Origin of the sequence: Blautia massiliensis (ex Durand et al. 2017), from assembly GCF_001487165.1 — a bacterium.
GTDB classification, from domain to species: domain Bacteria; phylum Bacillota; class Clostridia; order Lachnospirales; family Lachnospiraceae; genus Blautia_A; species Blautia_A fusiformis.
The window spans coordinates 781,740-797,260 of record NZ_LN913006.1 but is presented as its reverse complement, the minus strand read 5'-3'; the positions used below and the strand labels follow the sequence as shown (position 1 = coordinate 797,260).

Below are 15,521 nucleotides of genomic sequence, written 5' to 3'. Positions count from 1 at the left end.
TTATTCCTCTGTAGCTGCAAACTCCTCAGACTCAGCCTCGATCTCGCCATCTGCCTCAGCAGTTCCCTGCTTAGCCTCGATAACAGCGTCAGCCATCTTGGAAACGATGAGTTTTACTGCACGGATAGCATCGTCATTTCCCGGGATCACATAGTCAAGCTCTTCCGGATCACAGTTAGTATCGCAGATACCGATAAGCGGGATTCCAAGTGTATGAGCCTCCTGTACGCAGATTCTCTCTTTCTTAGGATCTACGATAAAGATAGCATCCGGGATTCTCTTCATCTCTTTGATTCCGCCAAGGTTCTTCTGAAGCTTAACAAGCTCTTTGCGAAGCTCGATAACTTCTTTCTTAGGAAGTACGTCGAATGTTCCGTCAGCTTCCATTGTCTCGATCTCTTTCAGTCTTGCGATACGGCTCTGGATTGTCTTGAAGTTTGTAAGCATACCACCAAGCCATCTCTCATTTACGAAGAACTCTCCACAACGCTCTGCCTCTGTACGGATAGCATCCTGAGCCTGTTTCTTAGTTCCTACGAAAAGGATGTGTCCACCGTTGGCAACGATATCTGCTACTGCATTGTAAGCATCGTCAACCATTCCTACAGACTGCTGAAGATCGATGATATAGATACCATTTCTCTCTGTGTAGATGTACGGAGCCATTTTAGGGTTCCATCTTCTTGTCTGATGTCCGAAATGAACACCTGCCTCTAAAAGCTGCTTCATTGAAATAACGCTCATGTCTTTTCTCCTTTTTGGTTAAATTCTTCCGCACAGGTCGCCTTCTCTCTGGACCCATCCTCACACCGTAGGGCACCATCCTTATAGAATCGCCGTGCGTGCTTATTTTTGCAACTTCTGAATTATAGCATAGAAAATCCCCTTATGTAAAGGGGATTTTTCCAATTTTTTTCTGTTTTTCAGCGGTTTCCGGCAGACTTCAGAAGCTCCAGCTCTTTTTCGGTGAGTGAACGATATTTTCCTGTCGGAAGATCTGAAGGAAGCTCCAGCGGCCCCATGGATAGTCTTTCCAAATAAGTTACTTTTTTTCCCAGTGCCTCCATCATCCGTTTTACCTGATGGAATTTTCCCTCGTGGATGGTAAGTCGGATCTCAGATTCCCAGTTCTTACCGGCTTCTGCAGATTCTGTACCGGACTCCCAGGTAGAAAGGATCTCCAGCCTTGCCGGTCGTGTGAGATCTTTTTCCCCGATATCCACGCCTTCTGCCAGCTTCACGACATCTTCTTCTGTCACTTTCCCGGATACTTTTGCATAGTAGGTCTTATCCACATGCTTTTTCGGAGAAAGAAGCTCGTGTGCCAGAGGACCGTCATCTGTGATCAGAAGAAAGCCTTCTGTATCTTTATCCAGGCGTCCCACCGGAAAAAGACCCTTTCTTCTGTCTTTCTCTTCAATGTAGTCAAGAACCGTTTTATCTCTGAAGTCCTCCGTTGCGCTGACACAGCCTGCCGGCTTGTTAAAAAGATAGTATACATATTCCGGTGCAGCATGGATCTCCTGCCCGTTCATAACCACCTGATCTTCTTCTGTTACTTTCAGCTCCGGTTTCTTCACAGATTTCCCGTTAACCTGCACCTGACCCTTCTGTATGTATTTTTTTACCTCGCTTCTTGTACCTGCGCCGGCATCTGCCAGAAATTTATCCAGCCGGACTGGTTTTTCCATTAATCATTTACCTCCCATTCTGTTACATGGGCTGCCTTTGCATCTGCTTTGATGAAATCCGGGATCTCTCCGGTAAATGTCATATAAAGTCCGGAATCCCCGCCGGTGCTCTCCTGTCCTTCCAGAACCACTTCCATTGTGGCATCTGCATTCCAGATAGTCCATCCGTTTACCAGCTGTGATGGACGGATACATTTTTTCAGAGCTTCCAGCTGTTCCTTTTTATCGTAACGGACTTTATAACCGTTCTCTGTTTCTTCAAGATCCGAAATGGGCTCAGTGTCGGAAAAAACCTCATCATCTTCGCCGGCAGCTTCGGAGCTGAAGTAATAAACATCAATATACTCAACAGACAGCTCATCCATAGAAAGAGGATATCCTGTTTCTTCCAAAATTGCAAGTGTTCTCTTATATGACGGATACACCAGAACGGAGGTAGACACATTCTCTCCTTCCTGCACAGCCGGTACATTCATTCCCCATTCATCCATGTAGCCTTCTGACGGAATTCCCGTATAATCGAACATCAGCATTGCACATGGCTGGTCTTTTACTGTCTGACCGCCGTTTTCCAGAATGTCCTTTCTCAGTGCCTCTGCCAGTGCCTGACGCTTCTCTGCATTTTTTTCAAATAAGGTTTGAATATCTCCGTCACAGAAAATACCGGTGACCTCTTTCAGATACTGTTTGTCCAGCTGAAAAAATGAATATCTGTCTTCTTTCCATGTCTGCTCATCATACAGGGCTTCCATAAGATTCTGTGCCTGTGCAGAGGATACAATATAGCCTCTGCATACACTGAATCCCTGTTTATTTATGTAGCGCACATACATGCGCCTTCCTGATTTTTTTCCTTTTTCATTCTGAAGCCTGATATCCTTCAGACTGTTATATAATGCTTTACTTTTCATCACCGGCTGATCCAGCAGACCGGAACTATTGTCTGAGGTGGCAGTATACCGGATCTTATAGATTCCGTTTTCTTTTTTTTCCACATTGCAAAGCTGCTCTGTATATGAAAGATTGCTTACATTTATCACAACTCCCTGAAGATTGTCATAAGCCGGAAAATAACTGTCATATCCCAGAAGATCCATTTTCATGGTCAGCGCACAGATTGCCACAACACCTCCAAGGATCATAAGCTGCACTTTTCTGCGGAAAAATCTGCGAAAATCCATTTCATAGATCACTTCCAGAATTCCATGGACCAGGATCGTTCCCAGTATCATTCCGAAGATCCACCATGCTGTTTTGGATGAATCTTCCGGAATCATATAAAAGATCAGACCGATCCCCAGTCCGAATGGTATTGTGATCAGGGCACTTAAGACCGGCTCCATCCAGGTATATACCAGAGCTTTTCCGGTATTCTCTGACCTTCGTCTGCAAAATGCCATCCAGGAAAGTGCTGCCATGATAAACAGCGTGAGGATCAGTATCAGCAAATGCTTTCCAAAGCTTCCGCTGCTGTATCTATCTATAAAGCTTACGATCACCATAAGAGGAGATCCCAGATTCCGCACTGCTGCCAGAATTCCGTAACTGCCCTCGTACCAGGTATCAAAAAATAAATGTCCGCTTAACTGCAGCATCACTGCCAGAACGATACTGTAGGTAAACAGCCCTGCCCATGCAAGTGCTCCCATCAACATGGTACCGGTGCAGGCGATCACCAGCACTGTGGAAAAATACACCAGAAGATACATCAGGAGATGGAGCACCAGCAGGATCAGTGCCTTTTTCATAATGGAAAGGCTGTAATATCCTCTGGCTGCCCCGATGCATACCGCAGCAAATTCCATGATCACATATGGCACCAGATAATAAAGAACAGCCAACAATACTCTGTGCAGAAACAGTGCACTTCGCTTTACCGGAAGGCTGTGATAGAAATCCACTTTTCTCGGGGAATACAGATACCAGAAGCCGCTTACTGCTGCAAAAAATGCGGTTACCGCAGCCACAGCTGCTCCCATTGTGAGAAAGTCACTGCTCCACAGGCTGGAATACAGATAGGAAAGCTGACTCTGAGTATAACTGCGCTCATTCCATTTTCCCATCAGAATAAGTTCCGCTACCGGAAATGCAAGGAGAAATGCGATCATGGCAAATGCCGGGATCCATCTTTGTCCTTTGGAAGAGGATTTCATATACTCACTGGAATAAATTTTTGACTTCATAGCCTGCCACCTCCGTTTCGCTGATAAATATTTCTTCCAGAGTCAGTGGGAGCACTTCGCAGAAAAGAGGATTTTTTGCCTGTATCTTCTCCATGATTTCTCTTCTTGTTCCCCTCGCAGTAATAAGCAGCAGGGAGCCCTGATGCTCTGTTTTCAAAACCTCCAGCTCTTTCTTTAATTCTTCTTCTTTCTTTTTGTCAGTAAGTACACACTGGATCTTATGGATGTGGAATTTCATATCCTCCAGATCTCTGGAAAGGAGAATTCCTCCCTGATGAAGAAGCCCGATGTGATCGCAGATATCTTCCAGCTCACGGAGATTATGGGAAGCGATCACCGGCGTAAATTCACGACTCATGATCTCCGATGCAAAAATACTTTTTACTGCCTGGCGCATTACCGGGTCCAGGCCATCAAAGGTTTCATCACAAAACAGATATTTCGTTCCTGTACTGATTCCCAGGATCACCAGAAGCTGTTTCTTCATTCCCTTGGAGAAAGTGCTGATTTTTCGTTTTCCATCCAGATGAAACTGCTTCATCATTGTCTCAAAACGCGCCTGCTGAAATCCCGGATAAATACAACGGTAAAATTCTGCCATGTCCAGAGCATTGTAATTTGCCGGAATATATGCATCGTCCGGTATGTAGAAAAAATGCTCTTTGATCCTTTCATTTTCAAAAACCGGTTCTTCATCCATCAGCACCTCTCCTCTGTCCTGACGGATGATCCCGGCCATGATACGGAGCAGAGTACTTTTTCCCGCACCGTTGGAGCCGATCAGTCCAAAAACCTCCCGTTCCCCGATATCCATGGTGACCTTATTTACTGCCTGTATCTTACCAAAAGCTTTGCTGCAGTTTTTTATCTCAATCATTGTTTCCCTCCTTATAGCATAAGCGGATCACACCGATCATTTCTTCCTCCCCTACTCCCAGAGCCATTCCCTTTTCTGTGATCTTTTTCAGCTCACTTAAGGTTTCTTCCATACCGATCTGCCTGATCCTGCTGCTGTCTGTGACAAAACTGCCTTTTCCCTTCACCGGACAGATCAGCCCCTGCTGCTCCAGTTCCATATATGCCCGCTGGATGGTATTGGGATTGATGGATAATTCCACGGCCAGCTGCCGCACAGACGGCATCTTGGAAGATGGCTCCACAGCTCCTGACAGGATCAGCATCCGGAATTTCTCTACGATCTGCTCGTAAATGGGACGTCTGTCCTGATAGTCCAAGAATAACATACGACGCTCCTTTCTCTGTAATCTGTGTATTAAGTGTATTAATTCTTTTAATACACTTATGATAGCACATGATACAAAGGTACGCAAGAAATGGTCTCTTAAATAAATATAAAATCTATATAAATTTACCGGCAGCAAAAGATTCCGGCATATTTTTATAAAAAAATCTGTAATGGCATCCTTATACTATGATTCCACTACAGATTCTCTGTAAAGCAAATATTCATCTATCACTCTGCCTGATCCAGTAGCAGGCAGATATTCGTGATCCACATTGGATCAAACAGCCCGGTAGCCACGTTTTTCTCCCCGGCGTGCAAAATACTGATATCCTCCAATCATCGTTGCCGCAAAAACACCATAGATCATCAGAAGGCTTCCTGCTCCGGCTTTTTCCACCAGAGTCTGGGCATATTCACTGAAAATAAGTATCCAGGTATTGGCTCCGATGTGCATCAGCACACTGGTCCACTTATTACCGCCCATCTCCAGAAACCACGCAGAAATCCCTCCCAGAACAAACGCATACACAGCCTGCAGGACATTTCCGTGATAAATTCCGAAAAACGCCGCAGAGATCACAGCGGAAAACAGTACAGAAAAGTGATCCCGAAGTCGCAGATAGATCAGCCAGCGAAAGATCATTTCTTCTGCAACAGGCGCTATGATCCCCATCCAGAAGATCATCATAAACAAACTCTTTCCTGAGGTAATCTTCGTCATCGTCTCTCCATAGCTAGATGAGATCCAGTTCTGCAGGATCGCCACCAGCACATTGGCATACTGGGCAAATCCGGCTCCAGCAGCAAGAAGAAGCAGCATTTCAGGAATAGATAGCCTTTGTTCCTCAACGGAAGTCAAACCGCCGATCAGCCTTCCTATACGATCCTTCCGGTAAAAATATACTGCTGGAAACATAACCAGCACTCCGGTAAGTCCGGTGATCACCAGCGTATAACTATAGTACCTTTCCTGTGCGTTGCCGACATGCCCTGCCAGCCAGAGAAGCACGGCGCTTCCGAGGATCTGTCCGATAAGATAATGGATTCCTGCCGGATAAAGCTCCCTCCACACTATTTGAAAAATATTCTGTCTGTGCAGAGGGGTCAGACGAAAAAATTCAGAAGTTCATCTGCGGAAGCTACGATCTGAAGAGGCTGTGCCTTTTCCAGTTCTTCTCTGCTTCCATATCCGTAAGATACAGCCACACACTGGATCCCGCATCGTCTGGCTCCGAGAATGTCATGTTCTCTGTCGCCCACCATGATTACCTGGTCACGGTGGTCAGAAAGGCTCATTCTTTCCAGAGCTTCCTCGATCACCTGAGATTTGGTTACTTTCGGTCCATTGAGGTCCGTCCCGGCGATCACCTCAAAATACCGACTCAGATTAAAATGGTCCATGATCTGTGTTACGTAAAAGGTCGGTTTCGCAGACGCCACAGCCAGTCTGTAGCCACGACGTTTCAGTTCTGCCAGAGTGTTTTCCACGCCCGGATAAACGGTATTCTCATACATTCCTTTTTCTGAATACCGCTCTCTGTAATATTCAATTCCCTTCTGTGCTGTCTCTTTATCAAATCCCGCATATTTCATAAACTGTTCCAGAAGCGGCGGACCCACAAAAACCTTCAATGGCTCCAGCTCCGGTGCCGAAACTCCAAGTTTCTCCAGTGCATACTGTACAGATTTCGTAATCCCCTCTCCGGATTCTGTCAGTGTTCCGTCCAGATCAAAAAAGATTGCCTTATACATAAATTCCTCCTGTTGTATAAAATAATCAGTAAGTATGCCTATTGTATCACTGTTTTTCTGGTAAGTCCATGGTTTCATAGTACAGCTTCCCGGATTTCACAAAACCCATGAGTTCTGCTTTCCAGGGATTTCTGCTTTTTTTCGGTAATTCCGCCAGAAGCTTTTTTCCTTGCCAGTAAAAATCACATTCTTTTCCATTGATCCGAAATGAAAGGATCTGGAACGGAATATCCGGACTGATCTCTATCCGGATCCTGTTACCGTCTGTTTTCATTCGGATCACCGGTTTTTGCTCTTTTTCTTTTTTCCTATCCGACGTTCCTGTTGGTTCTGTCCGATAGTAAGATAATGCCGGATTTTGCTTCTTCTCACTCCTTGATGCATCTGTCACTGACTTTCGAACTGGTTTTTGAGTCAACGTTACAGATGGACTTGCTGTCACTGTCTGTATGGGGATTGGTTGTTCAGTCAGTATTGGCAGTTTTGTTGGTATCGGCGTTTCCGTCAGTTTTTCCGCAAGCGTATCAGCTATCTCTGCTTCTTCCGGAATAGTTATCCCCGGATTTTCATCTTGTCTGATATCCGGTTCCTGAACTTCATAGCCTTCTCCCCCGACCCCCGGATCTTCTCCATTTTCCATAAAGCTTTCTTCCTGAGAACGTACCTCATCTGTCTGAAAATCTAAATTCCATTGTGCAGACTCCTCCTGATCATTCTCTGATTCTGCCCAGGCAGCGGAATACTCCTCAGTATTTCCTTCTTCTCTGTTCCAATTACTATCATCACTTTCTTCTCCTGCATAGCTTTCTTCCCAGTCTTCCGGCAGCTGTCCGGTTCCTTCTCCCACATTCATATCAAATCCGCCGGTATCAAAACTATCCATGCCTGACACATCAAATCCATAGACAGCAATGGAAGGGATCATCCAGCTGCATAAAACCAGCAGAAACAAAACAATAAAACAGGTTTTCCTACTAGTAATTTTCATTTCTTTTGGTTTTTTCTGATCACTTTCTCTTCTTTTTCTCATTGATCTCCTCCCAAAGCTGCAGATTTCTGCTTTCACTGTCATCCAGTAATTCCGCTTTTTCTTTCTCTTTATAATCTTCCCACAGCTTTCTGCTGGCCTCTTTCTGACCGGTCCGAATAAGAAACATTCCATATTCTCCGTAAGCCACAGGATATTCTGCATCATACAGAAGAAGATTTTCATAATATAAAGCCGCTTTTTCCGGTTCACACAAAAGCTCCGCATTCCATGCCAGCAATAGCTCAATACGACGCTGCTGTTCTTTTTCCCCATAATTTCTACTTAACCTCTGGAGTCTCTTTTCCGCTGCCATACAGCACTTTTCCCGATCTTTTGAGTCTTCCGGATACTGTCTGGCTTCGTAATACAAATCTGTTACTTCTGAGATCGCCACAGAAAATTCTTCCGTTTTCAGCAATCCTGCTATCAAGATCAGTGTTCCTATCAGAATCCCTGCAGCTGCCGCTTCCAGAAATCGTTTTCTCCAAGTGATCATCCGATATCTGTTTTCCAGCTTTTGGATTTTCTTCTGAACCACTGACATATCCGAATATCTGTATTTTTCCTGTTTTCTGGTACATCGGAACAGGAGCAAGAAAAAATCCGGATATAAAATCCACTGCCATTTCTTTTTTCCGCAAAGCTTTTCCAGGGTCTTCCCCAGAGCATAAATATCACTTCCCGGTCTTAAGTAGCCCTGATACTGCTCCGGCGCCGCATAGCCTTTCGTTCCTTCACAGATCTGTTTTCTTTTTCCATGATCGAACATGGCACTTCCAAGATCTATCAGATACAGATGCCCGGTTTCAGAAAACATAAGATTATCCGGTTTCAGGTCCCCGTAACAGACCGGTGGCTTCCGACTGTGAAGATATTCCAATACTCTGGCAATCTCCTTTCCCAGAGCAAGGATTTCCCGTAAAGAAAACCGTTTTCCTGAACGGAGAAGTTCTCCCAGCGACTGACCCTTGATATATTCCATGATCAGATAACAGTACTCCCCTGTTTCCACATAATCGATAATCTTCGGTATTGCAGGATATTCCAGATGCTGCATGAGTCTGGCTTCTTTTTTCTTTGCGATCGGTATCTCTTTCACTGCACGGCAGATACCAAGCTCCATATCTTTTGCCAGATAAAGGCTTCCACCTCCGCCATGTCCAATTTGTTCTACAATGCAATAACGTTCTTTCAGAACATTTCCGATCAGACAGATCACCTTCCTCTCATTTCTGTCAGACAATATTTATGCTTACATTTCTTATTGATTTGGGATAATCCGGTGAATTCCGGTTTGAAAAAACAGATAACTTATAGTCAGGCAGATATTCGTGATCTGCCCTCGTTTAGGATAAGTCCTATTATAGCACGTCCTGTTCTTTTTGCAAAGAACTTTCTATATAAAAAAGTCCGCCGGATATAGCAGACAAAAATGTCTCTTTATCCGGCGGTCTGTCATTATTCATAGTGTTTGTATCTGCAAAGCTATACCTTACATACGATCCGGTGCAGAGAATCCAAGAAGATCGATGCTTGTCTCAAGCACTCTTCTTGTAAGCTGGAGCAGCTGAAGGAAGGATTCCTTCTGTGCCTGATCCTCTTCGCTTAAGATCTTGGTCTCATGGTAAAAGCTGTTAAATGCATTGGATACCTCATAGATATATGCACAGATCTTATGTGGTGCTTTTTCTTCAAAAGCGTTCTCAACCATTGCCGCAAAGCCGGAAAGCTGAAGCATCAGGTTCTTCTCACTGGCATTGACTGCCGGAAGGATCTTACCTGTACTTAAATCTCCCCCCTCCTGTACATAACGGTTCAGGATCGACTTAATACGAACGATAGTATAAAGGATATACGGACCTGTATTTCCCTCAAAGGATGTAAAGCGGTCAACATCAAAGATGTAATCCTTGGTCGCCTGGTTGGAAAGATCTCCGTATTTGATTGCGGAAAGTCCTACAATCTTGGCAGTATCCTTTGCATCTTTATCTTTTACACTGCGATTCTCCACGATCTTACGATACATTTCCTCATCAATATCTGCGATCAGGTTCTCCAGACGCATAACACCGCCTTCTCTTGTCTTAAACGGTTTACCGTCTTTTCCATTCATGGTACCGAAACCAAGGAAGGAAAGCTTGGTCTCCGGATTTACAAGACCGGTTTTTCTTGCGCAGCGGAATACCTGGATAAAATGCAGCTCCTGACGCTTGTCAACAACATAAAGGATCTCATCCGGCTGAAAGAGTTTCATACGCTCTACGATAGTAGCAAGGTCTGTGGTCGTATAGAGAGAAGCTCCGTCTGATTTCAAAAGCATACATGGAGGGATCTCCTTGGTATCACTCTCTTCTTTTACATCTACAACAAGAGCACCCTGGTCCTCATAGGCAAATCCTCGCTTCTTCATATCCTCTACCATATCCGGAATGTATGGCTGTGCATCGGATTCTTTTTTCCAGAGGTCAAAGTCTACGTTCAGATTCGCGTAGTTTCTCTTAAGGTCTGTTACAGATACATTCATGATGTGGTTCCAGAGAGCCATGTATCCGGGTTTACCCTGCTGAAGAAGGTGGGTTGCCTCCAGTGCCTCATTACGGTAAGCCTCATCCTCTTTGGACTTCCCACTGGCACATGGATAGATCTCTTCCAGCTCGCTGATAGTAAACGGTGCTTCTGCCGGATATTCACCGGTAAAGCTGTCATCAAAATATACCAGCTCCGGTTTCCGGTGTTTCAGCTCGGTGATGATCAGTCCCATCTGAAGGCCCCAGTCTCCAAGATGTACATCACCGATCACCTTATGTCCTACAAAACGTCCGATACGCTTGATGCTCTCACCGATGATCGCAGAACGGAGATGTCCTACGTGAAGCGGCTTGGCAACGTTTGGTCCGCCATAGTCGATAATGATCGTCTTCGGATTCTTGGCAGTCTCAACAGAAAGCTTCTCGTCCTCTGCCATCTTATTCATGTATTCTGCAACAAATTCCGGTTTCACATCCAGGTTGATAAATCCAGGCTTTACAACTTCTGCTCTGGAAAAGATCCGGCTGTCTGACAGCTGTGCTACCACATCATCAGCGATCATAAACGGTGCCTTGTGATATGCTTTGGCTCCTGCCATAGCACCGTTACACTGATACTCACATAAGTCCGGTCTGTTGGAAACAGTAACTTTTCCGTAGGACGGATCATAACCTGCTTTTTCAAATGCTGCGGAAAGTTCTTCCGCCATCTGTTCCATAATCTTCTTCATGTTTCAAACTCCTCATATCTTTGTTTCTGTATTTTATGCTTATAACGTCACTTTTCTTGAACATGCGACTGCAAGGGCACCATAACCGATATGGCAGGCAACACTTAAAGAAAGGGGATCCATATGTATCTCCATTCCCGGAAATACCTCCTGGATCTCTTTTTTAAATTCTTCTGCTTCTTCCAGATTTCCTGTATAAGCAGCCTGAAGACACATCTCACCGTCAGATGCGTATTCCTTAAAACGTGTTTCCCAATCATTCTTCATTGCCTTCAGCATGGCACGTTTGGCCTGCTTCTTGCCACGGACCTTGGCGTAGGCATCCAGCTTCTCTCCCTGGATCTGAAGTACAGGCTTCAGGTTCAGAACCGTTCCGATGGCTGCTGCTGCCGGTGTGATCCTGCCACCTTTTTTCAGATATTTCAGGGTGTCAAGTGTGATATAAATACTGGAATCGAGTTTCTGATCTGTAAGGATCTTCTTGATCTCTGCAGCACTTTTTCCTGCCTCGGCAAGCATCTTAGCATCCATTACAGACTGTCTCTGTGTTACGGAAATCCGCTGATTGTCCACTACCTGAACACGACCATTATAATCAATAGCAAGTCCCATTGCAGTAGAACAGGATGCACTCAGTCCGCTTGACATCGGAATATGAACGATTTCCTCATAATCTCTCAGAAGCTTGTCCCACAGATCACAGAGATCAGCCGGACTTGGCTGAGATGTGGAGATCGGTTCATCCTTCTTAAGCTTCTCATAAAACTCTTCCTGTGTGAGAGTTACACCTTCAAGATACATTTTTTCATTAATATAAAACGGCATCGGTATCACATAAACGCCAAGCTCTTCTGCCTGGGCCTGTGTGATACCGCTGTTGCTGTCTGTTACAATGGCAATTTTGCCCATTCTTTTCTCTCCTCCTGGTCTGTTATCTCACAGTTCAAAGAATTAATGCATCAGCCCCTGATGAACTAATTCTTTGAACTGCTGTAGAAAGCCATGATGTTAGTGTATCATATTTTTTTCTATATCACAATTGGAAATTTTCTGTGACCTTCGCTCACAAAAAATACCTCGCGGAATATTACCAGTGAACAGTAACTAAAAAAACAGCTGCCATACAAATATTTATGCACAGCAGCTGTCACACTATTTATCAAAAATATCCTTATCTATTTATGATCTGTGTTTTATTTCATTTCTCTTACGATCTTTCGAACCGGAAGAACAAATGTCGGAGATACGGACAACTCATCCAGTCCCATCTCTACAAATCTCTCAGTAAGTGTAGTGTCCGCACCAAGCTCACCACAGATTCCGGCCCAGATACCTTCTTTGTGTGCATTATCCACAACCATCTGGATCATACGGAGAACTGCCTCATGATGGGAATCATAAATGTTGTCAAGCTTTGCATTCTGACGGTCAATAGCCAGTGTATACTGGGTCAGATCATTGGTTCCGATACTGAAGAAATCAACCTCTTTTGCAAGAAGATCACTGATCATAACAGCTGCCGGAGTCTCGATCATGATACCCTGCTCCACGTCATCACGGAACGGGATCCCCTGTTCCTTAAGCTCTGCTTTTACTTCTGCTACAATGGCCTTGATCTGCTTCACCTCTGTTACAGAGATGATCATCGGATACATGATGGAAATATTTCCGAACATGCTTGCGCGGAAAAGTGCTCTCAGCTGTGTCTTAAATACTTCCGGACGGTCCAGACAGATACGGACCGCACGATATCCCATTGCAGGGTTTTCCTCATGCGCCATATTGAAATAATCGATCTGCTTGTCCGCTCCGATATCCAGAGTACGAATGATAACTTTTTTGCCGGCCATATTCTGAGCTACGGTCTTGTAAACCTGGAACTGCTCTTCCTCTGTAGGATAGTCTTCTTTTTCCAGGTATACGAACTCACTTCGGAAAAGTCCGATGCCTTCCGCATCATTGGCAAGTACATTCGCAACATCACCTGTACTTCCGATGTTGGCATAAAGGTGGAGCTTACGACCGCTCTTGGTAACAGTTTCTTTACCTTTCAGTTCTTTGAGCATTGCACGCTGTGCAAGTTCATCGGCACGCATATCCTCATATTTTTTAAGGGTCTCTGCATCCGGCTCAACGATCAGATTTCCGCTCTTTCCGTCTACGACTGCCATCTTACCGTCCATGGACTCATCGTATTCAATATTGATCAGCGCCGGAATATTCATGGTTCTCGCAAGAATCGCAGTATGTGAGTTAGAAGAACCTTTTCTTGTGACAAAAGCAAGAACCTTGCTCTTATCCATCTGTACAGTCTCACTTGGTGCAAGATCCTCTGCAACTACGATCACCGGCTCGGATGCTTCAAGCTCTCCATCTCCATGGCCGGAAAGCACACGTACCAGACGGTCTGAGATATCCTTTACATCAGCTGCTCTTGCTTTCATATAATCGTCGTCCATCTGTGCGAACATTGATGAGAAGTTATCACCAGTTGTTGCAACCGCATATTCTGCATTTACAGACTCTGTACGGATAATGTTGTGGATGGAATCCAGATAGTCATCATCATCCAGCATCATCTGATGAACCTCAAAGATTGCCGCTCCGGACTCTCCAACTTCCTGAAGAGCCTTGTCATAAAGCTTCTGAAGCTGTGCCACAGCCTGCTCTCTGGCTGCCTCCACACGCTTTACCTCTTCTTCCGGATCCTCCACGTGAACACGTTTAACACTGGCGTCAACTTTCTGGAGGATTGAGATCTTACCGATCGCAATACCGGAAAATACAGATTTACCTTCCAAAACCTTCATGAAATTATCTCCTTCTGTTTTTATATTTGCCCACTTATGATGTATTATATCACACTATCCAAAGATTCTGCCACGATTTTTTTATGATCTCTAAAAAACCTGTAAAAACTCTATTTATACTTTCTTTTTTTGTCATATATACAGCAAAAGTGACAAAATAAAGACCGCAGAGCTTCATAAAACCTGAACAATACTTTCAGATATAAAAATAAGCATCTGCCGCCGGAATCCTTCCGGCAATTGCAGATGCTATATGTATGTATATCTTTTTATTCACTGCGAAGGGCATCGATCGGATTAAGATTAGCTGCCTTTACAGATGGGAGAAGTCCGAAGATCAGACCGATCAGCATGGAAAATACCACAGAACCGATAATTGCCGGAACGCTGATGGCTGTTGGTGCTCCTGACACCTGAGACACCATTTTTGACAGGATGATCCCAAGGACCACACCAATGATTCCTCCGATACTGGTCAGCACCGAAGCTTCCGTCAGAAACTGTCCCAGGATCACTTTTTTTCTTGCTCCGATAGCTTTTTTCAGTCCGATCTCGCTGGTACGTTCTGTGACAGATACAAGCATGATATTCATAACACCGATACCACCAACAAGCAGGGAGATACTTGCGATCCAGATCAGCTGCTGATTGGTACTTTCGCTGAGCTTCTGGAGATTCTTAACCTTCTCCATAATGTCTTCCGCTTTATATTTAAAGTTCGATTTGTTTTTTTCATTCTGGATTCCTGTATTCAGAATATCCTCTGCTGCTTTTCCTACAGAACTCATATTATCTGTGCTGTCTGCACGGACTGTCACATTTTGCGGCTGATCAAATTTAAATGCAACAGGCCAGGTAGTATCCGGGATCATCACGCTTCCCATGATCGTCTGCGAATATTCCTCGTACTCAGAAATCGTATTGATCTTCGGCATGCTGTCCTCACTCTGAGTGATCACACCTACAATGATATACGGTTCTGATCCCACCTCAATGGTTTTCCCTACAGGGCTCTCACTTCCGAAAATATTCTGTGCAGCATTGGAATCCACAAGAGCAACCTTTCGGTAGCTGTCATAATCTTTTTGTACAAATCCCCGCCCGGACTGGACCAGGTATCCCATCGTTTTCAGATAATTGCTGTCGATCCCGTACACGGTTCCGCCCTGAAAGCTTGTGTTTTTATAATAAACACTGGCAGACTGGCTACTGTAATAAAATGTAGAACTGATCACATGATCCAAGTCTCCGATCGCCGTTTTCTGGGAATCAGAAATAACCGGCGGTTTGGCCGAGTTTCCGTAAGAACCATAATCCATATCGTATGTACTGTCTCCGTCATAGAGCATAACCTGTACGGTATTGTTTCCGGACCCGATCAGATCTTCCTTGATCTGCTCACTGGTACCTTTGATCGTAGATACAATTGCAATAATAGATGCAATACCAATAATAATACCCAGCATGGTCAGAAAGGATCTCATCTTATGTGACCATATTCCCTGAAAAGCCAGGCGTATATTTTCAAACATGAAATTTCTCCTTCCTGT

At 44.5% G+C, this 15,521-nt stretch carries 13 protein-coding genes; all 13 read right to left on the bottom strand.

The genetic code is table 11. The annotated features are described in order from the left end of the window. The 13 genes from rpsB to BN3261_RS04560 all read right to left on the bottom strand — a co-directional run bounded on the left by rpsB (position 1) and on the right by BN3261_RS04560 (position 15,503). Positions 1 to 744 carry a 30S ribosomal protein S2 gene (gene rpsB / locus BN3261_RS04620; protein WP_044960678.1) on the bottom strand — a complete coding sequence of 248 codons (744 nt, stop codon included), beginning with the start codon at positions 742 to 744 and terminating at the stop codon, positions 1 to 3. Between the two features lie 179 nt (positions 745 to 923). Beyond that, positions 924 to 1,691, bottom strand: a complete 768-nt coding sequence (locus BN3261_RS04615; protein ID WP_059085569.1) for a pseudouridine synthase — start codon at positions 1,689 to 1,691, stop codon at positions 924 to 926. Beyond that, positions 1,691 to 3,874, bottom strand: a complete 2,184-nt coding sequence (locus BN3261_RS04610; protein ID WP_059085568.1) for a DUF6449 domain-containing protein — start codon at positions 3,872 to 3,874, stop codon at positions 1,691 to 1,693. The genes BN3261_RS04615 and BN3261_RS04610 overlap by 1 nt, the downstream gene beginning before the upstream one ends. Further along, complete coding sequence (locus BN3261_RS04605) at positions 3,849 to 4,751, bottom strand: ABC transporter ATP-binding protein (RefSeq protein ID WP_059085567.1); 903 nt, start codon at positions 4,749 to 4,751, stop codon at positions 3,849 to 3,851. The genes BN3261_RS04610 and BN3261_RS04605 overlap by 26 nt, the downstream gene beginning before the upstream one ends. Continuing rightward, positions 4,744 to 5,118, bottom strand: a complete 375-nt coding sequence (locus BN3261_RS04600; RefSeq protein WP_015524662.1) for a GntR family transcriptional regulator — start codon at positions 5,116 to 5,118, stop codon at positions 4,744 to 4,746. Before BN3261_RS04600 ends, BN3261_RS04605 begins: the two co-directional genes overlap by 8 nt. Before the next feature lie 279 nt (positions 5,119 to 5,397). Beyond that, a complete protein-coding gene (locus tag BN3261_RS04595) occupies positions 5,398 to 6,192 on the bottom strand; it encodes a CPBP family intramembrane glutamic endopeptidase (RefSeq protein WP_235812341.1) in 795 nt (264 codons plus the stop codon). 32 nt (positions 6,193 to 6,224) lie between these two features. Next, positions 6,225 to 6,872: an HAD family hydrolase gene (locus BN3261_RS04590; RefSeq protein ID WP_059085566.1), complete on the bottom strand. Its 648-nt coding sequence runs from the start codon at positions 6,870 to 6,872 to the stop codon at positions 6,225 to 6,227. Between the two features lie 46 nt (positions 6,873 to 6,918). Beyond that, on the bottom strand, positions 6,919 to 7,902 hold the full coding sequence (locus BN3261_RS04585) for a hypothetical protein (RefSeq protein ID WP_059085565.1): 984 nt from the start codon (positions 7,900 to 7,902) through the stop codon (positions 6,919 to 6,921). Next, the gene (locus tag BN3261_RS04580; protein ID WP_199874100.1) at positions 7,880 to 9,145 is read right to left on the bottom strand and encodes a serine/threonine protein kinase; all 1,266 of its coding nucleotides are present in this window, start codon (positions 9,143 to 9,145) and stop codon (positions 7,880 to 7,882) included. Before BN3261_RS04580 ends, BN3261_RS04585 begins: the two co-directional genes overlap by 23 nt. A gap of 249 nt (positions 9,146 to 9,394) precedes the next feature. Continuing rightward, positions 9,395 to 11,161 carry an arginine--tRNA ligase gene (argS, locus tag BN3261_RS04575; RefSeq protein WP_059085563.1) on the bottom strand — a complete coding sequence of 589 codons (1,767 nt, stop codon included), beginning with the start codon at positions 11,159 to 11,161 and terminating at the stop codon, positions 9,395 to 9,397. A 39-nt stretch (positions 11,162 to 11,200) separates the two neighbouring features. Continuing rightward, positions 11,201 to 12,070 carry a DegV family protein gene (locus tag BN3261_RS04570; protein WP_015524658.1) on the bottom strand — a complete coding sequence of 290 codons (870 nt, stop codon included), beginning with the start codon at positions 12,068 to 12,070 and terminating at the stop codon, positions 11,201 to 11,203. A 284-nt stretch (positions 12,071 to 12,354) separates the two neighbouring features. Then, positions 12,355 to 13,971, bottom strand: a complete 1,617-nt coding sequence (gene ptsP, locus BN3261_RS04565; RefSeq protein WP_059085562.1) for a phosphoenolpyruvate--protein phosphotransferase — start codon at positions 13,969 to 13,971, stop codon at positions 12,355 to 12,357. Positions 13,972 to 14,240: 269 nt separating this feature from the next. After that, complete coding sequence (locus BN3261_RS04560; RefSeq protein ID WP_059085561.1) at positions 14,241 to 15,503, bottom strand: ABC transporter permease; 1,263 nt, start codon at positions 15,501 to 15,503, stop codon at positions 14,241 to 14,243. Positions 15,504 to 15,521 lie beyond the last annotated feature (18 nt).

Coding starts and splice junctions, on each gene's coding strand:
- rpsB (WP_044960678.1), bottom strand. CDS start 744: ATGAGCGTTATTTCAATGAAGCAGCTTTTAGAGGCAGGTGTTCATTTC.
- BN3261_RS04615 (WP_059085569.1), bottom strand. CDS start 1,691: ATGGAAAAACCAGTCCGGCTGGATAAATTTCTGGCAGATGCCGGCGCA.
- BN3261_RS04610 (WP_059085568.1), bottom strand. CDS start 3,874: ATGAAGTCAAAAATTTATTCCAGTGAGTATATGAAATCCTCTTCCAAA.
- BN3261_RS04605 (WP_059085567.1), bottom strand. CDS start 4,751: ATGATTGAGATAAAAAACTGCAGCAAAGCTTTTGGTAAGATACAGGCA.
- BN3261_RS04600 (WP_015524662.1), bottom strand. CDS start 5,118: ATGTTATTCTTGGACTATCAGGACAGACGTCCCATTTACGAGCAGATC.
- BN3261_RS04590 (WP_059085566.1), bottom strand. CDS start 6,872: ATGTATAAGGCAATCTTTTTTGATCTGGACGGAACACTGACAGAATCC.
- BN3261_RS04585 (WP_059085565.1), bottom strand. CDS start 7,902: ATGAGAAAAAGAAGAGAAAGTGATCAGAAAAAACCAAAAGAAATGAAA.
- argS (WP_059085563.1), bottom strand. CDS start 11,161: ATGAAGAAGATTATGGAACAGATGGCGGAAGAACTTTCCGCAGCATTT.
- BN3261_RS04570 (WP_015524658.1), bottom strand. CDS start 12,070: ATGGGCAAAATTGCCATTGTAACAGACAGCAACAGCGGTATCACACAG.
- ptsP (WP_059085562.1), bottom strand. CDS start 13,971: ATGAAGGTTTTGGAAGGTAAATCTGTATTTTCCGGTATTGCGATCGGT.
- BN3261_RS04560 (WP_059085561.1), bottom strand. CDS start 15,503: ATGTTTGAAAATATACGCCTGGCTTTTCAGGGAATATGGTCACATAAG.